We start from the raw sequence: 18835 nt of genomic DNA on the forward strand, positions 1-18835 counted from the left end.
CTATCGATTATTGTTTTTCAGGTTTTATTCCGCCTTTCCGAAGATAGCTTTCCGGATGGCTTCTATACTGGCATCCACTACAATCGGCTCTTCGCAGACGTCAATTACGGTCTGTGGGTCTTTAAGCAGGTGTCCTGTGGTGATACAGACAACGGTTTCATCCCTGCCTATAACGCCGAGATCAACCAGTTTCTTGAGCCCTGCAACCGAGGCTGCACTTGCAGGCTCGACACCTATGCCCTCAAGCCTTGCAAGGTCTTTCTGGGCTGCAAGGATCTCTTCGTCGGTAACAGATTCCGCAGTCCCGCCGGATTCCCTGATCGCGCTCAGGGCTTTTTTCGCGTTAACCGGATTCCCGATCCTTATTGCAGTTGCAACGGTCTCGGGGTTTTCCTCGGGAGTAATTTCCGGAGCTTCGTCCTTTATGGCTTTTACAATGGGGCAGGAGCCTTCGGCCTGAATTCCGGTCATCTTCGGGAGCGAATCGGTTATGCCGAGCAGCTTAAACTCCCTGAAGCCCTTATAAATAGCTGTAATATTTCCTGCGTTTCCTACGGGGAGCACAATCCTGTCAGGTACCTTAAAGCCGAGCTGGTCTGCAATTTCAAAACCGATAGTCTTCTGGCCTTCAAGCCTGTAGGGGTTGATCGAGTTCAGAAGATAAATTTTTTCCTGGGAGCAGAGGGTGCGTACAAGGGCAAGCGCGTCGTCAAAATTCCCACGAATACTGAGCACCTTTGCCCCATGCATAAGGGCTTGAGCCACTTTTCCGAGAGCGACTTTTCCTGCAGGCAAAAGTACAACTACGGGAATCCCGGCTTTTGCTCCATAGATTGCAAGGGCTGCAGAGGTGTTTCCGGTAGACGCACAGGCAACCGTATTCATGCCAAGCTCAAGGGCTTTCGTAACTCCTACAGTCATTCCCCTGTCCTTAAATGAGCCTGTAGGGTTCATGCCTTCGTGCTTTATATAGAGCTCTTTAATCCCTATCTTCTCAGCCAGGCGGTCGCATTTATAGAGAGGAGTCCCGCCTTCCCTGATAGTTACGGGTTCCCTTTCTACAGGAAGAAGTTTTGCATACTTCCAGACCGAAGGGCATTCGGTCTTTAATTTTTCCATGTCAACTTCAATTGAGGAATAGTCATAAATTACATCAAGCAGCCCGTCACATTTGCTGCATGTATAGATTATTTCATCTTTTGAATACTCTGCACCGCATTCGATACATTTCAGGTGATACATTAAATTGCTCCTGTTTCTGATAATTTAGAATTGTTCCTATATCGGGCTTTATATTGCGCCCGCTTCAGGTTAGCATAACCTGAGGTTTAATTCGGCATAATCTGGATTTCGGACTAGTATAATTCTGAATTTCGGACTAGTATAATATTAGAGTTTAATAATATTTTGTATCCTTAACATCCTACTTGCTTTTAAATTATACTGTTTCTGGCTTTAGAGCATATTATAAAAATCTGCTTTTTATGTAATTACTCAAGCCCTGAAGTATTGAAAGAAATTCAAAAGACGACTTCTGGAACAGGTTTGCTCCATAAGTAAAATAACAGCCATGAATTCGGTTTAAGTGCCCGAAAAGGCTAAATTTAATTCAGATCAATTTCAATTAGTTTTAGCTTTTAACTGGAACTTAAAAATCCGGTATTATTCTCCAAACCTGTATTCTTTCATTTCTTTGCTCAAAAAGTAGCCAAGCACAGTTCTGATAAGGACAATACTACTCAGAAGTAAAAGCTCCTCTCTGGAAGGGTCTCTCAAAGTTCCAAGAATGGCAACTACAATATAAAATTCAAGCCCGAAGAGAATTTTGTTTGTAAGTTCTTTTCTAATTTTTTCCAGATTGTATGTCCTCTTAAATACTTCGTGAAGGAAAATCTGAACTGTTGCCTTCAAGCCTCCATAGATTATAATAACCGTTCCTATTGCCTCAAAAAACAGTTCAAAGACCAGCAGGAATGTCTCTATGTGTTCTGAGACCATCTTGCACCTCTCACATTATTTCTCAATTTTCAGCTTCAGTCAAAGTTATATTCCTCTTCTTCTTTACTGAGGAAATGGCTAAGAAGAATCCGAATTAAAATAATAGCCCCAAGCAGCAGGATATCATCCAGTGAGCGTCTTCTAAGGGTTTCAAGCACATCTGCAATAATAAGGAGTTCAAGTCCGAGCAATATCCTGTCTGTAAATTCCTTTCTTATTCTCTGATAACTTCCAGGCTTTTTAAATACCTCTATACGTAAGATTCTAAATATAGTTCTCAGCCCCCCATATATTATAATGAGTGCGCTGACAAGCTCGAAGTACTGCACGAAGATCTCCAGAACTACGTTAATAAATTCCAGTATCATACTTCCCCTTCCAGAAATGCGGAGTCTAAGTTACAGAGTTTCAGGTACGGAGTCTTAAATCATAGAATCTTAAGGTATGGGGTCCTGACATTATAGAGGCTTAAGATTAAACCCGGGTCCAGCATAAAAGCCTCGATTAAGGAAGTTCTGCACGCAGCTTTGAGAATTTCCCCTGAGCTTTTTATTTATATTCGCTCTAATAAAATATCTGCCTATTCTTCTGGAAATCTGGTTTTTCAGGTAATATTCCCGGCATATGAACCTCTATGCAAAAGATTTAGAAAAAGCGGTTCATGTGAGTTTACGCATGAGGTAAAACTTTTTCCGGCATTTATTGTTTCCGGAGCAGGAAATTTGCTCCGGGTTTTTATTCTTCCCGGAGCAGAAAAACGGCTTTGAATAAAAGGTTCTAATTTAAGGTTTATTCCCTGTCAGCGTTTCCCAATTGCAGACCCGAAATTTCTCCGTGCTCTATACTGTAGGTTTTGACAGCTTTAGGAGCTCCAAGCAGGAGTTTTCGGATTCTATTATACACGCTCGGGTATTTTTGAGGGTCAAGTTCTCCTAGAAGGTCTGCCAGGATTTTTACCAGTGGGATATGGTATTTTGTCTCCATGAGGTCGATGTTTGCAAAGGCATTTAGCAGGTTGACTGTACTGTATTCGTTTACGGGAGCAAGCTTTTTCAAGATTTCCGCAAAGAGAGCCCTGCCCTCTTCGGTCTGGAGCGATTTTTTCCTATTTCGCGCAAAGCTGCCATAAAGAGCACGCTGGTCATTTGTCTGCTCGATCCTGAAAGCTTCCGACCTTTCCATTTCCCTTACCAGTTCCACGGCATCAATGCTGCTGTTGCTTCCTATTGCGGAAAGGAAAGCTTCCCAGGCAACAAGGTTTTTCTTTGATTCCGCTTCAAAGGCTCTCAAAATCTTAACCTTGTCAGGTGCCGAGCTGTTCAGGTACGCAGAAAACGCGCTCAACCGGTCCGTTGTACAGGTTGCGGTCTCGAACTGCTGTTTTATCATGGCATGAATGTCAGGAGTGTCGAGGGTTGCAAGAATGCCAAGACAGACGTTTTTAGCCTGCCTGCTCTTGATCGCTCTTGCTACCTCTTCGAGAGTCGAATCCCTCGACGCCGAGACGTTTTCAAAGAAGCGGTAGGCAGAGATCACAGAGTTCCTGTACTTCCAGGCAACGGCTTTCAGGAGGGTTTGCCTTACATCATAAAGCGCCTGGTACCTGTGGGCAAATTCTTCATCCTCTACGGACTCGAAAATGGTCAGGAACTGCCCACCGGCTTTTTCGAGAAGCTGCCGGTCGTTCAGAAGTCTGTAGTAAAGCTCGATAAACTCTTCAGAAGGCTTTGACTCGGGGTTTTTGAGGAGCCTGAGCTTTTCCCTGTCAACCAGGGTATAAAATGCCGTAAACCTGCTTATGGTATCCCGGTCTCTTCGAACCTGCATCAGGAGTTCGTCCTGGCTTGCCCTGTATACAAGTTTTCCGTAGAAAGTATAGCCCCTGTTGAGGGAAAGGAATGCGGGCATATCCACATTTTCAATCACAAGTTCGGCAGTTTCCCCACTGATACGTTCCAGGATTTCAGCAAGATCGTTTCCGTTCTCGTCCACAAGGGCTGCCCTGAATGGGAATTCCCATGGTTTTCCTCCGGCTGGGAACTTTTGTTTGAGGAGGAATTTGAATCTCCGCGCAGCTCTGTCATATTCGGCTGAAACCTCGATTACAGGGAACTTTGTCTGTTTCAGCCAGGTTTCGGACATTTCTTTTAAGGGCTGTCCGCTTTCTTCTTCCATAGCTTCGATCCAGTCCTGAGTGCTTGCGTTGGAGTGCTGGAACCTTTTGAAGTACCTGTCCAGACCCCTGACAAAGGTCTGCTGCCCTATAAGGGACTCGACCATGCGCACGTATTCAGGGGCTTTTACGTAAGTGACTGAAGTGATCAGGTCGTTAGGGTCGTTGAAACCATCAGGAATGATCGGCATGGAAGCCGCACCCGAATCCAGGGCAAATGTGCCGGAGACAGGCGCAAGCAGTTCAAGTACCCTGCCGAGCCTCTGGTAATCCTCGCCAAAGAAAAAGGCATGGTGCTGTTCTTCGACATGGACGGTTACAGCTTCATTCAGCCAGATCTCAAAGGGGCTTCTTCCTGTGACCTCGGACCCATTCTGGTTATGGTGATATTCGTGCACCTTGACCCTTACCATATATTCGAAAGCGGAATCCGTCATCTGCGGGAAGGGCATTATCTTGTTCGTGGTAATCGTGGTATTCCCGACGTTTTCCATGCCTCCGAAGTCCGAATTCTGCATCCCGATTTCCCTGTATACCGTGCCTGTGTACCTGTATCCCGGAGCGATAGTCCCGTCAAGTTCGGCAAGCCTGTACCTGAGCTCTTCAAGTTCTTCCAGCGCAGCGTCAGGCTTTGCCTCAAGTTTCATTTTCTCCCGCCTGCGGACAAGCTCCCAGATCTCTTTCCTGACAGGCAGCTTGTCCTCATCAAACTGCTCGGGCCCCGTGAAAAGATATACCCACATCACCGCATCGTGCAGGATATCAAGTGCTTTTTCGGCTGCGGCTGCCTCGGACGCCGGCGGCGCGAGCAGTTCCAGCATGAAAGTGCCGCCGTCAGGGTACTCAAACTCCCTCTTAAATGTCGCATAAGTTCCCACTCCAAGGAAAAAGAGATATGTCGCCATCGGCGTGACCGAGTTGTCGTAAACGATCCTGTCCCGCCCCGGCTTTACGGTATGCCTCTCAACAACGACATCACCGTTCGTAATCAGGTTCGTGTACCGCGAATCCGCAATAATGGCAGTTGTATATGTGCATTTTGCAGCCATATCGTCAATGCACGGCACAATCCTCTGGAACCCCCATTGCTGGCACTGCGTGATCTGCTGCGGAGGCGCCCCTGCCGGCGTCTCATCATAGTACAGCCCCTCAAGGATATTTTTAGTCGGCCTGCAAACCGTATCCGTAACAACCGCAACCTCAGTAAGCGGCGGAATCTCATCCCTGAAATTAATCTCAAGAATCGCATCATCCTTCCGGTACCTGTAAGAAACCTCACACTGTATGCAGCTCACAGCCCGAATCTCAAGGTCCCTGCAGTTCAATTCCAGCCTTTCGATAGGCTTATCCTTTGTCCTCACCCTGAGTACGGACTTCACATTCGTCCTGTCATCATAAACATCAAACACCAGATCCATATGCAAAACGTCAACCGTAAGTTCCCCGAAATCCTCAGGATAATATTTGCAAAGCTTGCATTTCATTTCCATATAAAAGTCACCGAATAAGTTATGAGAGTTATGTATGGGATAGAAAAGGTAGGGATGGGATTTAAAGATGTAGTTTTGAAGAGGGAAAATTGTCTCTAGTTTGCAAAATTATTTTAGGCAATCTGCCGCAAATTAATACACGTTTTAATAAATCAATTTCTGAACTAAAAATAGTTGCTTGATGGCTTTTTAGTTTTTATGATATAATTAATTCTCGATTCTCCGGTTACTCTAGATTATATCCCTTTTCGTTATCTTACAAACTTAAAAAAGGATAAAAGAGACAACTATTTATTACTCAAAAATAGTTAAACTTAAAATTATCTTTCAAGGCTTTTGGTCTAAGATGATATGATGAGCAAAATTGAAACTACTATCAAATTTGTCAAAGAATTGGCCGAGTATTATGGGGCAAAAAATAAAGATAATTTTAATGATTACATATTTAGGAGTAACACAAAAGAAGAGGCTCTCAGTCAAGGTGGAGCGTTTTTTGGTCTAATTTCCCCCGAAGAAGAACCATCTGGTCCTTATCATGATTTGTCTCTGGTAATTTTTCCAGATAAAGAGGATAAACCTTGGTTAATCTCAATTATCGTTGGCTCGCTTGGGTTTAAAAATGACTATGAACTTGCAAGCTTACCCGGTGTGAGAAGATTATTTTCTTCAATTGTAAGTGAAAATGGTTTCTGCAAAACCTCTTTTTTAGATATAGAATCAAGCTTACCAAAACAATTAACATCAAAAATTCCAAACTTATGGAAAACTTTAAAGAGCTATTCAAAACTTCAATTGGCTACCGAAATTATTTGGAATCCTGAGTCTGAAGCAGGTAAAAAGATAATAGCTGGATTTATTGCGGCTTATGCCCAATTGAGAAATTTTCCAGGAAATGCAGAACAAAGAAAAAACGTCTCTAGAGCAATAACTGAGATTTCACGAGGTAAAATAATAAATGATGAAGAAGAAGCATTAAATCTTGTTTTAAAAAGAAAGTTTGTGATTCTGCAAGGGGCTCCTGGAACTGGAAAAACGAGATTAGCAAAGATAATTTCACAAAAGCTTGATGCAGAAACTTTCTTTACACAATTTCATGCAGAAACGAGCTACAGTGATTTTATCTATGGTATAAGACCAGATCTAGAATCTGGGAAGGTTTCTTATGTAGAGCAGAGAGGTATATTTTACGAATCATTAAAAACAGCGGTGGATAACCCTAAGATAAAAGTTGCTCTTATTATAGATGAAATTAATAGGGCAAATTTATCGAACGTTTTAGGTCCAATTTTTTACCTTTTTGAATATCAGTTAAATGACAATTCAGTAGAGATTGATATCGGCGGTAAGTACTGGGTAACTAACATACCTTCTAATTACTATGTTATTTGCACAATGAACACTGCGGACCGCAGTCTGGCTGTTGTTGATTTTGCTTTAAGACGGAGATTTGCATGGTATACACTAAAACCTCATATGATTGAATCTACAGAAACTAACAAGTTTTTCAAAGAAGATTTTTTGGCGTTCAATGAAATCTTTAATTGGTATGCAAATAGTGAGGAGTTATCCCTACAACCAGGACAAGCCTATTTTCTCGCTAAGGACAAAGAGGAGATGAAAAATCGGATTAGGTATGAACTGCTTCCTCTTATTAGAGAGTACCTTGCTGAAGGTCTACTCTTAAATGCAAGAGATGAGTTTGCCAAGTATTTTTACGACCAAATAGAAGAGGTTTTGTTTGAATGAATTCTCAGGAAAACGTCTTTTTTGAGATTCCTTGCCTTGCTGACAGATCTCCATCTATTTCAGGGATATTACTCGTTAAAAAGTGGTTTAAGAAAGCTGATAAGAGATATTTATCTGAATATTTACAGAAATTTATTGATTATAACAAAGACTCTTTTGATTTCCTTCAGGTCATCCCTAAAATTGAGGGGAGCGGAAAGGAAGTTTCTTTAAGCTTTAAAACGGATCGTTTTATTGGTGCGATTCCACTAAGATCACCAGATACTGGAAAGCAAATAGGAGATTTTGCAGTTAAACCTCGGTATACCTCTGCAACTGGCCAATTTTCGGAATATGTTGAAATTATAAATATACTAGAAAGTGAAATACTTCCTGAATTCAAGCATTCAATTCCTCTTTTATCGCAGAATAATATGAGGCCTCCTCTATATTTGGAGGCTATAAAGTTTGTAAAATTATTCGAAAAAGCAGTAAAAATAAAATGGAATAAATTCCAAACGATCAAGAGAGTATATAGATATCCAAAATCTCAGGTTGATTGGAAGGACTATATTGAAAAAGAATTTGATCCTGCGAAAAGGCTGCTTTTTCCCTGTCATGACAATGTTCTAAACAGTTTCCATAGTGATTTTTTTGAACTGAAATACGTTTATAGCATTGCAAAGGGAGAAATTATCTCGTTCAAGACTCCTCTGAGTATTAAATATCAATATCGTGACGTTCTTACTCATTTAGATAATGTATTATATGAGTTTCCTGAAAAACAGACTAGTGATCTGAAAATACATCTTTCAGATCCCGTTCTTATTAAAAGGCTAAAGGATCAAGGGAACAAAATTCTGAAAAGAAACTTTGAAGAGATTACTTCATGGAGAATTGATTTTTCTCTTCTCTTTGAGAAATATGTTCAATTTGTGTTCAAACAAGTTTCTTTAGAAATCGGAGCAACCCAGTTAAACAATTATAAAATTAGACGCTCTTCACATTTTAGTCCACTCTGGGGTCTCAGTTATCTAGAACCTGATATAATTTTAATGAAGAGTAACCTGGATGTCGTAATAGATGCTAAATACAAATCTCATCTCTTTAACTTAAAAAGCGGTACTGAAGAGTTAAAAGAAGAACACAGAAAAGACGTACACCAGTTACTTGCATACGCTGCTTTTACAAAATATGAAAACAAAATTGGAATTTTATGTTATCCTTACGGTGAACCCTATATCTCAGAATTAGATTATATTTTCCCCTTTTCAAATACTAAAAGCAGGATAATTTTATTGGGAGTTCCTTTGAATAAAACGAAATTGAATGATCTGAGAAGATTAATTGTTACCTATCTCTCTGAAATTGAACGACAATGTCCAATTTAAACATAGAATTTGTTTGAATTTCTCTCAATCTCTGTTTTTCTAATTACTTCAACCTTTTATCTTCACCGTTTATAAACCTAGTGCATTTTCAAGCTTCTGACCTCAGAGATATTCTTTATTAAGGAAAAGATAATGTTCCAATTATCTTATTATAGAAAAATCCAATGTCCTAATTATCTTATTATAAAATGAAGCACAATTTGTATTTGGTGACAGAAATATGACTCTCTCTATGAGTATAAAAGGTGATTTCACACCTAAGGAGGTAAGTGAGGTCATCCATGAAGCACTTATTTACAACGAGCGTGTTGTTAAATACAAAATAAAAAAGTACTCGGATATTTGTGAGAGTTTTGAACAAAGATACGGGATGAACTCAGAACTTTTTATGGAAAAATTCAATTCCGGAGAACTTGGAGATGACAACGATTTTTTTTGATTGGTGTGCAGCAAAATGAGTCCTCAATATATCGAGCAAAACCCTAAAAATTACATCAGCAATTGACATCTAACCCAAAACTTCAACTTAAAAATCACTATCATCCTCCTCAATCCCCCTCCCTCCTTCGCAAACTATATATACCATCCTTCACAAATAAGAATACTGTATAAAAGTCTCTAATTCGGAGAGTGTTTTTTCAAATAATGCTGCACCAGGGGATCAATGTAGAACTGAACCTTCAGATGCATCCATTGAAGTTTTCAGCTTTTTGTCTCATTTTAGGAGCTCCGTAATAAGCCAGCTTCCACGCTCTTGCTGGGGACTCCATTTAATTTTGAGCCGGTTGAAAGCTGCCAACAGTAAAGCCTGATTGACAAAACACAAAAACAAATTAGGGCAATTAAAAAATAAAACAACAGAAAAACGAGCGAAATAAAGAGTACTTTTAGCACCTTTATTTGCGAGGTTTGAAACGAAATGTCAGAAGAATCCGATGATCCAGATAGTAGTGATAGTAGTAGCCGTCAGAAAATGCTCACAGTAGCCGGAATGGTCCTGTGTGCGGTACAGTTTGCGTTCTTCGTGTACATGATTTTAAAGTTTGTAGAGCTGGACTTTATCCAGGGCTTTAAATTCATGCTGCTTGCATACGCTTCGGCGTTCATTTACAAGAACCTGGAGAATTCCGGGAAAATCCCCGTTGTAGCAGCCGAGAACTGATGACTGTGTGGCTTTGATTTAAAGTTCCACACCTTCTACAAAAACTATCTGTTCTGAATTTTTTCCTTTTTTTATTTCTTTTATCTTTTTCGATTTTCTCCTTTCCTTATCCTTTCTCGTTTCTTTATCCTCCCCTATTCCTTTTTGCGCATTCTAACTCTTTTCAATTCCTTTTATCTCTTTAAACCATGCCAATTCTTCCTATTTCACTGGCTTTTTTTCATTCTATTTATTTCCCTCGATTTCTTTCACTTAATTTATTTCCCTGATTTCTTTCATTCAATTTATTTCCCTGATTTCTTTCATTCAATTTATTTCCCTGATTTCTTTCATTCAATTATTTTCTGATTATTATACCCCTTCCATCTCTTTCATCCTGACTGTTTTTGCTATTCTTTGCCGTTCCTTACTTTCCTTTGCTTTTAATGGTTCTAATTTAAAACAAAGGTCAATGCAAACCTTTTAATGGTATTTTCTCTCAAAGGAGGTAAAAGGTTATTAGTTTGTGAATACATACGGAGAAAATAAGCTCCGGACTCGAAAAAAAGAATTAATCGGGATTTTCTTACCGGAAGGAAATCTCTGATTCACAAATAGAAAAAGAAATATAGGATCATTTTTTAGTACCAGCAATAACTCTTCTACGGGATACATATGGATGTTACCTTGCAGATTGATAACGATTACTCGCTTCAGGAAGCAAGCGAGATTATTCGCTCGGCTCTAGAACATGAGAAACATCTCGCGAAGTACAAGATAGATCGCTACTCCATGATTTGCGATGAATTTGAGGACCAGTACGACCTGATCTCCACGGAATTTATACAAAAATTCGAAGCCGGCGAACTTTTTGGCGATGATAAATATTTTGAGTGGTATGCTGCAAAGCGAGGGCTTGACCACTGGAAGAAAAAACTGGCTCTACTCAAATGTATTAAGCTCTGACCGCTCGGGCTATGGTCATGCGAAAAATTAATCTAAAAATAGTCAAAAAATTAGTCGAAAAGACAACCTAATAACGAATTTAAAAAGCAATCTTAAAGTCGCTTGAAGCCCCTTCCCCTTTCTCAACTCTATTTTTGGAATCTATTATTCTTTATAACACACTTATATATACTTTTCAGGTTATTGAAGATTTTAAGAGTAATATAAGGATATCTTAAGATTATTCCAGAATATCCCGGGATTACTTTAAGATTATTCTAAGACCAATATATGATTATTATACAGTTATATATATCTGATTTACTTAAAGAAGGTCACTAGCATCTGTTTTTGTCTCGAGCTAACCTCTTAAGTGTATATATTTAATGGAAATGTATATATAACTGCCATACCATCTTCGCTTTGTAAACTTTTTTAGGCGGTTTTAGGATAGGCACAAAAATCGGGTTAACAGAATTGATCTTTCGGTCTGAGAAGCGCAGGGACCTTCTTATTTTTCTCAAAGATAAGCCCAGGTCCATAGATGAAATCCAGGAACATTTGCGTGTAGATTCCATTTCGATTCTGCCTCAGCTTAAAAAACTTAAGGACAGGAAATTGGTCCTGCAGAAAAACCATACCTATGAGCTCTCGATCATGGGGAAAGCAATTGTGGACAGGATGCCACCTCTCCTAGAAACTCTCAAAGTACTCGAAGATAATTTTGATTACTGGTCACGGCGAAACCTCGAAGGAATTCCTTCGGTTTTGCAAGGTCGAATAGGGGAACTGAAAAACTGCAAACTTATACGTCCGGACCTGAGCCATATGTTTGAACTGGACCCTGAATACGTGGAAAACCTCCTCCTTTCAAGGCAGGTCCTGGGCTTCAGTTCTTATTTCCATCCCTCTTTTATCCCGCTTTACCTGGAAATTGCAAAAAAAGAGGCTGAAGTTTCCATAATGCTCACCGAGCCCGTGCTAAAAAGATTTAAAACCGATTTCCCCGAAGATCTGCGGGCCCTTATAGAGTTTGAACATGTCAACCTAACCCTTTTCCCGAAAGACCCGAAACTTGCAGGCTTTACGGTTACAGACAGATTCTTCCTGCTTACCATTCTTCCCCAGGTGAAGTTTTTTGAACACGAAAGCCTGTTTAGCTCCAGGCCTGAAGCCCTAAAATGGGGTACAGACCTTTTTTTGCATCTACAAAAGGAAGCTGTTCAGGTAAAAGAGATCTAATTTTCCGGATTTCGAAGGTTTTTAAGATTCTTTTTAATTATTGATTTTGCAGTATTCCAGCCTGAAAAATACTGCAGAAATCAGACCGAAACTTCGGACAAAACTGCTTGCCTGAGATGCCTCTGTAAAAGAAGAGTTCCGGAATAACTCAAGATTTCAGGCTTCAGGAAATATTCTTTCGAATTTTATCAAATCAAAAAGTTTAATATTTCCTATAGCAATTCCCTTCTACAGTTATAGTCCATTCAGGTAAGGATAAGGATAAGATACTGTAGGAGAAGACTACATTATCTCTTTCTATAAACCTTATAACTTTTTACTAAAACGAGTTTGAAGTGAAATGAATTTAATAATTGTCGAGATTTGCCTTCATCCGCAGTTAAATACACAGAAATACTGTGTCTTTAACAGTTAGATAATTTTAAAAAACGTTCTTTCAGACATCCGGCTAAGCGAACCTGAAAAGGGAGCCGGGATCTTACATGGGGGAGCGAGATTTCAGCAAAATTTCAGCAAGAGCAGAAAATAAGCAGGGTGTATGAATTGAAAAAAACAATTACGATATTAATACTTCTTGGCTTAGTATTCCTGGCTTCGGCTTCAGCTTATGCAAGCCCGTCTGAGGATTCAGGCACAAATAACACAAACCTATCCGAAGAACCCGCAGACCCGGACAATTCAGGAGATGAGAACGCTACTTTCATTGCGGATTTTACTGCTTTTCCTGTGTCAGGAATGGCCCCTCTTACAGTGAATTTTCAGGACAGTTCAAGCAGTGATGCCACAACCTGGGAATGGGATTTTGATTCGGATGGGACTATCGACTCAAGCGAAAAGAATCCTGTTTATGAATTTCCTGCCGCCGGAAACTACGATGTTACTCTGAGAGCAGGCAACGGCGTCGTACAGGATAATATTGTAAAATCAAATTATATTACAGTCGAAGAAAACACTGCCGGAGAAGTGCCCGATGCCAGTTTTAGTGCCTTCCCGACAGAAGGAAAGGCTCCTCTTAATGTTCAGTTCACTGATACTTCGACTGGCAATGTAACCTCCTGGTTGTGGGACTTCGGAGACGGCGAAACCTCTGCATCCAGGAATCCGGGCCATACATATGTAGAAGCCGGAATTTATAAAGTGAGCCTGACAGTATCGAATGAATATGGTTCCGATAGTCCGGAGAATCCCTTTTTCGTTAACGTAAGTTCCAGTCCTGCTCCTGCCGTTGACTTTAAATCCGACGTAACTTCAGGCAAAGCTCCGCTTAAAGTTCAATTCAGTGACCTCACTACAGGCAGCCCTACAGCCTGGGAGTGGGATTTCAATTCTGACGGAAAAGTCGATTCGAACGAACGGAACCCTGTCTATGAGTTTGAAAATCCCGGAACCTATACCGTTACCCTGAAAGCGGGCAACGACAATGGGTGGAGCGATATTAAAAAGGAGAATTATATTACTGTTGGAGGCGCCGATCTCCGGGCAGGTTTTACGTTTTCCCCCAGAAAAGGACAAGCCCCTTTGACCGTTCAGTTTACTGATACTTCCACAGGAGGTGTAACTGCCTGGTCATGGGATTTTGGAGATGGGGCTACCTCGACTTCGCGGAACCCAAATCACATCTATTCCAGAACAGGAACTTATACAGTGAAGCTGACAGTAACCGATGGGTCAAGCTCGAATACCCTGAAAGCCCCTTCTCCAATTAACGTGCTCCCCAGGAATGATCCACCTGTCGATCCTCCAAATGATCCAGCTGATCCGGAGAATCCACCTGTAAATCCTCCTGCTGATCCTCCAAATGATCCAGCTGATCCGGAGAATCCACCTGTAAATCCTCCTGCTGATCCTCCAAATGATCCAGTTGATCCTGTTGACCCACCGGTCGATTCCCCAGCTGATCCGGAGAATCCACCTGCAAATCCTCCAGTTGATCCGGATGATCCGGTGGATCCTCCTGTAGATTCTCCGGTTGTTAACCCTCCTGTAGTCAATCCGCCGGTTGTTAATCCTCCTGTAGATCCGGTTGATCCTCCAGTAATTGATTCTCCGGTTGTTAACTCCCCTGTAGATCCTCCGGTTGTTAACCCTCCATCAAATCCTCCTGTAGTCAATTCTCCTGTGGACGATACATCAGGAATCGATTTTAAATCCGACATAACCTCAGGCAAAGCTCCGCTTACGGTTCATTTTAAGGACAATTCCGGTGGAAATCCGGTAGCCTGGGAGTGGGATTTTAACTCGGACGGGCAGGTAGATTCAAACGAACGAAACCCTGTTTACGAATTTAAACATCCTGGTACTTACAGCGTTACCCTCAGAGCAGGCAGTGGCATCTCCTGGAGAAATATTATAAAAACCGGTTATATCACAGTAGAAGATAGCTTTCAGGCCGGTTTTACGGCTTTTCCCATACAAGGAGAAGCTCCCTTGACCGTTCAGTTCACCGATATGTCTACAGGCAATATCACTTCATGGTTCTGGGACTTCGGGGACGGCAATATATCTACTTTCCAGAACCCGATTCACACGTATTATGAGATCGGCAATTACTCCGTAACACTTAACGTCAGTAATGCGTACGAGAATAATGCTTTCGCCTGGACAGAATATATTACTGTCACTGAGGAAGGCGAGGGCAGTGGAAGCAATAGCCGGGTTTCGGGTACAGAAGGCTGGAGTTTCGGTGAGACCGGCTCCGCTCCTGGCGGAGGTGGTTCCCCTGAGCCAGCAAGCAACATTTATACCAGCGTATTAAGTCAAAAGTTCGTTACAGCCGGGAACCGCATAAGGTTCGATTTTATACAGAACGCCACCAGCATTGATTTTGTGGAGTTCGATGCAAAAAAGACCCTGGGAAAGACAACAACAATAGTTGAACAGCTAAAGGACAGGTCAGTTCTGGCTCCGATAGAGCCTGGAGGAATAGTTTACAAATATATGAATATCTGGGTAGGTAATGAAAATTTTGCAAACCCGGAAAATATAGAAAACGCTGTCATAGGTTTCAAAATTAGCAAAGCTGAAATCCCGGTAAATGAAACCGAAAACTCAACTGTTTTCCTTCAGAGGTATTCAAATGGAGGGTGGAACGCTCTTAATACCCAGAAAACAGGAGAAGATAACCGGTATATCTACTACCGGGCCAGAACTCCGGGTTTCTCTCCATTCGCAATCACTTTTGGCAGGACAACCACAGTTGAGCCTGATGAAGTAAATGAAAGTATCCGGGAAAGCCCTGAGTCCCCGGTAGAGAATGAATCGGTAGAAAAACCTGAAAATCTTATCACCAGAGGACTGGTATCTGAAGAAGACTGGCCAGGTTTCTCAAGTGCAATAGGACCCTTTATCGGGTTGATGCTAATACTCTTCATAGCTCTTGCCATAAGAGAAAAAATAAAATAAACACACAGGAAGGCTTGAAGATAGGAATGTTTGAGAGATGAAAAAGATTGACACCTGAGGCTCCAGGAAAGATAAACGTTCCAAATTTAAAATGCCTAACTTGAACAATTAGTTATTTACAATAACTATTTAATGGAATAATCGTCTAGTATTAAAGGGGATAGGTATGAGTTTCACGCTTAATATCGAAACTGACTTCTCATCTGAAGAAGTTACTGAGGCTATCCGCTCGGCTATTGAGCACGAAAAGCATGTTGCCAGGTACAAGATTAAAAGTTACTCTACAATTTGCAGGGATTTCGAGGCGAAATTCGGGCTCAGTTCTGCTGAACTTCGAACAAAGCTCGAAACCGAAAAGATGATTAAAGAAAGCAGTTTCCTTGATTGGTATGAGGCAAAAAAAGGGCTGGATCACTGGAGCAAGAGGCTTGAAATTCTTTCGGGGGTATCTTTTAAATAGCAAGTTTAAAGGTCCAGCCTTTTATTCCATAATCGGATAACTTTGCCTCTGGAAGCTCTGTTAGAGCATTTCCGATTTTTCTATTAGATTCACTTATGTTTTTTGCCTTTAACCGGATCTATCTTCCCTTTACTGTCAAAACAGCTGGTAAATTATTTATGTGTGTATAAGGATTAAACAGGCTAACTGTTCTTCATAGAGGAAACAATTCTTCATAGAGGAAACAATTCTTCATAGAGGAAACAATTGTGCTTGATACCTGATTTGCTCTTATTTATATAAAAATCAATATAAAATCAATTCCTTTCTCACCGGTGATATTGGGTATCGGTTTTTCCGTTGAAGATAAGTGAGGTGTTTAATCTGGTTAAAAATATTCTAAAAAGTATGGTAGGGGAAGCTCTCATAGGTTCTGGCCCGGAAATTGCACATATAGACCTGGTCATCGGGCCCAGAGGAGGGCCAGTCGAAGCAGCGTTTATGAACTCGCTTGCAATGCCCAGGCAGGGTCATACACCACTTCTTGCAGTCCTTGAACCGAATCTCCAGCCCAAACCCGTAACCCTGCTCGTAAACAAGGTGACAATAAAGAATGTATCACAGGCTGCCCTCATGTTCGGGCCGGCTCAGGCCGCAGTCGCAAAGGCGGTTATGGATTCTGTGGCTGATGGCGTGCTCCCTGAAGAACAGGCTGATGATATTTTTATTATCGTTTCCGTTTTTATTGAATGGGATGCAAAAGACAAAGACAAAGTTTACGAATACAACTATGAAGCAACAAAGCTTGCAATAGCAAGGGCAATGGAAGGCAGGCCGACTGTCGGAGAAGCGCTTGTTAAAAAAGATTCTGCAAAGCATCCGTTTGCCTGAGTTTATTGTTCAGTACAATTTAAATTTTAAAAGAATTTGTTTTGGGTTGAAATGTTATTCAACCTTTCTTCTTTTCTATGTAGCAGATACGGAACGGTAAGAGTTACGGATTTTTAACTGGAGTTTTCCGGGTAGATAATGTCGCAGAGTCACGAAAGTTCTGATGTGGGCCATGATGGCAGGTTATACTTCTGTTTCCGGGTTTGAGCAACCGGTATTAAACTATCTTCAAGAAAATTTTCAGTGAAAATGGGCCCTATAGGTAAAGTTTCTTTCAAAGTCTCTGCTACTAATTAACCGGAAAAGGACACTTGCAGCAGGCATGTTTCCCTGCTTTTCCATTATGGGGGGATTTCGGGTACTTATTCTTTCCTCTTTTGAGTACTCTTTGGGGTAATTTCGAAAATTGAAACCATCACTCTTCCAAAGTTATTTCCCGTGTCGCGGTTTCAATTTCTGATTTTCTTCTGGTTCTTTTTTTGAAGTGAAAGCTGCCAGAGGCCTGACGTTAAGTATTATATAATAGCATAGGGCTTTCCTTTCCAGGTTCGTGATATTGAAGGTTATACCTATTACCCTTTATTGCCAGAATCTCTCAATTTCCCGGTATTTTAACAGGCTCAGGAGTATCCTCAGGACAGGTTTATTTCTCTGCACTCTTGAGGTCGGGTACCCATTATCAAATTCAGAATATTACTGCCTGCCAGGAGATTATGGGTACTGTAGTAAGCTCTATCTAATCGGTTTCTCACATTAAGTGCCAGGGTTATTCTCTATGACCGGCAGACTGTAAGATTATTACAGGTTGAAAGGCGAATTTCGGAAAAAGACCCGGGAATGAGTGGATTACAGAAACGATAGTTTCTTAAGATTTTATACGTTCTTTCCCTGATACTTTCTTCCTTAGATTTCTTTGCCGGGAAAGTTACTGCGGGAACTAAAATTTCTGAATTATGATAATATTGCACGTTTTATCCTTTCTGCACTCTTTCTAGCATTTGAAAGGATCAGACTGCAGATTGAAGGCGGAAATACTGTATAAAAAATAAAAGTGCTGGCAGATAAATATTTATAATAAGTATAAGTAGTTTATATTGAGGTAAAAACATAAGAACTTTACAGTGGGGGAATTACATACATGAAAATTAGAGTAGTTAGTTCCAGAGAGGAAATATTTACTCTCAATCCTAATGAACGTGTTGTTCATCTGGCTTTCAGGCCTTCGAACAAGGATATATTTGCACTGGTTGAAACCTGCCCGAAAATTGAGGTCATACAGCTTCCTAAATCTTACAGGCGCACGGTTTCAAAATCCATAGAGATGTTCCTTGAAATGCAGAGAATCCAGCTCATTGAAGGCGATGTATGGGGGCACAGGAAGGATATTAACGAGTATTACAGTATTCCTTCTTCAGTAATTGAGAAGATAAGGGAACTGAAATCAGAGGGCACACCTGCTGAGAGAATTGAGGAAAAGGTCTCAAGGGAGAGCAAACTCAACCCTGAAATGGTTGCTTATATCTTGACCAAGGAAGCTTCTGCCTGAATAAATCTCATACGTGGATTTCCACTAAACTCTTGAGTGCAGGTAAAACCATATAAATAGTATCAAATCTCCGAGATATCTCTATTATCCAGATTCCAGCTTAAACATTAAACGGAGCCTGAAAAGGCTCCCTAGCCCTGGACAGTAGCGTAAGCTTCCCAGGACAGGGAGACTTCATACGTTTTTTAATTATAGATTTTTCTGTCCTGTCACTTTTATATGATAAGTAATTTTTTGCTTATTCCTCATTTCCTGCTCCATTCCCTGTACCGAAGCATAATCTCGGGAAATAAGGTCAGCACTCTATTTAAACAAAAAAGTAGGAAACAGTAGTAACTTATATACCTTTGATGGCTCTAATCTCTTTAGCCACAAAAACTCAAGAGGAGACTGAAGGGTTGCAATTAGAACTTCTAGAGCTGATTTTTCTTTCCGATAAACGAAAGCAGCTA

General features: G+C 40.9%; 14 protein-coding genes. 10 read left to right on the forward strand and 4 right to left on the reverse strand.

Annotated elements, in window-relative coordinates; genetic code table 11:
• Positions 1-24: 24 nt before the first annotated feature.
• The 4 genes from thrC to EQO05_RS06285 form a co-directional block, all read right to left on the reverse strand.
• Positions 25-1242, reverse strand: coding sequence for a threonine synthase (thrC, locus tag EQO05_RS06270; protein ID WP_128504795.1), 1218 nt, complete (start codon positions 1240-1242; stop codon positions 25-27).
• Between the two features lie 420 nt (positions 1243-1662).
• Positions 1663-1998 (reverse strand): DUF1622 domain-containing protein, encoded by a 336-nt coding sequence (locus tag EQO05_RS06275; protein ID WP_128504797.1) that lies wholly within the window; start codon positions 1996-1998, stop codon positions 1663-1665.
• Positions 1999-2033: 35 nt separating this feature from the next.
• Positions 2034-2366, reverse strand: coding sequence for a DUF1622 domain-containing protein (locus tag EQO05_RS06280; RefSeq protein WP_128504799.1), 333 nt, complete (start codon positions 2364-2366; stop codon positions 2034-2036).
• Positions 2367-2787: 421 nt separating this feature from the next.
• Positions 2788-5655, reverse strand: a complete 2868-nt coding sequence (locus tag EQO05_RS06285) for a M1 family metallopeptidase (RefSeq protein ID WP_128504952.1) — start codon at positions 5653-5655, stop codon at positions 2788-2790.
• A 360-nt stretch (positions 5656-6015) separates the two neighbouring features.
• Here EQO05_RS06285 and EQO05_RS06290 point away from each other — a divergent pair, with 360 nt between their 5' ends.
• The 10 genes from EQO05_RS06290 (at position 6016) to EQO05_RS06335 (ending at position 18383) form a co-directional block, all read left to right on the forward strand.
• Positions 6016-7407, forward strand: coding sequence for an McrB family protein (locus EQO05_RS06290; protein ID WP_128504800.1), 1392 nt, complete (start codon positions 6016-6018; stop codon positions 7405-7407).
• On the forward strand, positions 7404-8777 hold the full coding sequence (locus tag EQO05_RS06295) for a hypothetical protein (protein ID WP_128504802.1): 1374 nt from the start codon (positions 7404-7406) through the stop codon (positions 8775-8777). The genes EQO05_RS06290 and EQO05_RS06295 overlap by 4 nt, the downstream gene beginning before the upstream one ends.
• A 220-nt stretch (positions 8778-8997) precedes the next feature.
• Positions 8998-9216 (forward strand): hypothetical protein, encoded by a 219-nt coding sequence (locus tag EQO05_RS06300; RefSeq protein ID WP_240664392.1) that lies wholly within the window; start codon positions 8998-9000, stop codon positions 9214-9216.
• A gap of 480 nt (positions 9217-9696) precedes the next feature.
• Complete coding sequence (locus EQO05_RS06305) at positions 9697-9939, forward strand: hypothetical protein (RefSeq protein WP_128504804.1); 243 nt, start codon at positions 9697-9699, stop codon at positions 9937-9939.
• 654 nt (positions 9940-10593) lie between these two features.
• Complete coding sequence (locus EQO05_RS06310) at positions 10594-10884, forward strand: hypothetical protein (protein ID WP_128504806.1); 291 nt, start codon at positions 10594-10596, stop codon at positions 10882-10884.
• A gap of 456 nt (positions 10885-11340) precedes the next feature.
• Entirely contained in the window at positions 11341-12105 is a 765-nt protein-coding gene (locus tag EQO05_RS06315; protein ID WP_240664394.1) for a winged helix-turn-helix domain-containing protein, read from the forward strand.
• Positions 12106-12648: 543 nt separating this feature from the next.
• Positions 12649-15507 carry a PKD domain-containing protein gene (locus tag EQO05_RS06320; RefSeq protein ID WP_128504810.1) on the forward strand — a complete coding sequence of 953 codons (2859 nt, stop codon included), beginning with the start codon at positions 12649-12651 and terminating at the stop codon, positions 15505-15507.
• A 166-nt stretch (positions 15508-15673) separates the two neighbouring features.
• The gene (locus EQO05_RS06325) at positions 15674-15967 is read left to right on the forward strand and encodes a hypothetical protein (RefSeq protein WP_128504811.1); all 294 of its coding nucleotides are present in this window, start codon (positions 15674-15676) and stop codon (positions 15965-15967) included.
• A gap of 387 nt (positions 15968-16354) precedes the next feature.
• Complete coding sequence (gene fae, locus EQO05_RS06330) at positions 16355-16837, forward strand: formaldehyde-activating enzyme (RefSeq protein ID WP_128504813.1); 483 nt, start codon at positions 16355-16357, stop codon at positions 16835-16837.
• 1138 nt (positions 16838-17975) lie between these two features.
• A complete protein-coding gene (locus EQO05_RS06335; protein ID WP_095644032.1) occupies positions 17976-18383 on the forward strand; it encodes a DUF1699 family protein in 408 nt (135 codons plus the stop codon).
• The last annotated feature ends 452 nt before the right edge of the window (positions 18384-18835 follow it).

Origin of the sequence: Methanosarcina sp. MSH10X1, assembly GCF_004099695.1 — an archaeon.
In the GTDB taxonomy this organism is placed as follows: domain Archaea; phylum Halobacteriota; class Methanosarcinia; order Methanosarcinales; family Methanosarcinaceae; genus Methanosarcina.

What these genes read in the sequence shown, in the direction of transcription:
- thrC (WP_128504795.1), bottom strand. Translation starts at nt 1,242, where the DNA reads ATGTATCACCTGAAATGTATCGAATGCGGTGCAGAGTATTCAAAAGAT.
- EQO05_RS06275 (WP_128504797.1), bottom strand. Translation starts at nt 1,998, where the DNA reads ATGGTCTCAGAACACATAGAGACATTCCTGCTGGTCTTTGAACTGTTT.
- EQO05_RS06280 (WP_128504799.1), bottom strand. Translation starts at nt 2,366, where the DNA reads ATGATACTGGAATTTATTAACGTAGTTCTGGAGATCTTCGTGCAGTAC.
- EQO05_RS06285 (WP_128504952.1), bottom strand. Translation starts at nt 5,655, where the DNA reads ATGAAATGCAAGCTTTGCAAATATTATCCTGAGGATTTCGGGGAACTT.
- EQO05_RS06290 (WP_128504800.1), top strand. Translation starts at nt 6,016, where the DNA reads ATGAGCAAAATTGAAACTACTATCAAATTTGTCAAAGAATTGGCCGAG.
- EQO05_RS06295 (WP_128504802.1), top strand. Translation starts at nt 7,404, where the DNA reads ATGAATTCTCAGGAAAACGTCTTTTTTGAGATTCCTTGCCTTGCTGAC.
- EQO05_RS06300 (WP_240664392.1), top strand. Translation starts at nt 8,998, where the DNA reads ATGACTCTCTCTATGAGTATAAAAGGTGATTTCACACCTAAGGAGGTA.
- EQO05_RS06305 (WP_128504804.1), top strand. Translation starts at nt 9,697, where the DNA reads ATGTCAGAAGAATCCGATGATCCAGATAGTAGTGATAGTAGTAGCCGT.
- EQO05_RS06310 (WP_128504806.1), top strand. Translation starts at nt 10,594, where the DNA reads ATGGATGTTACCTTGCAGATTGATAACGATTACTCGCTTCAGGAAGCA.
- EQO05_RS06325 (WP_128504811.1), top strand. Translation starts at nt 15,674, where the DNA reads ATGAGTTTCACGCTTAATATCGAAACTGACTTCTCATCTGAAGAAGTT.
- fae (WP_128504813.1), top strand. Translation starts at nt 16,355, where the DNA reads ATGGTAGGGGAAGCTCTCATAGGTTCTGGCCCGGAAATTGCACATATA.
- EQO05_RS06335 (WP_095644032.1), top strand. Translation starts at nt 17,976, where the DNA reads ATGAAAATTAGAGTAGTTAGTTCCAGAGAGGAAATATTTACTCTCAAT.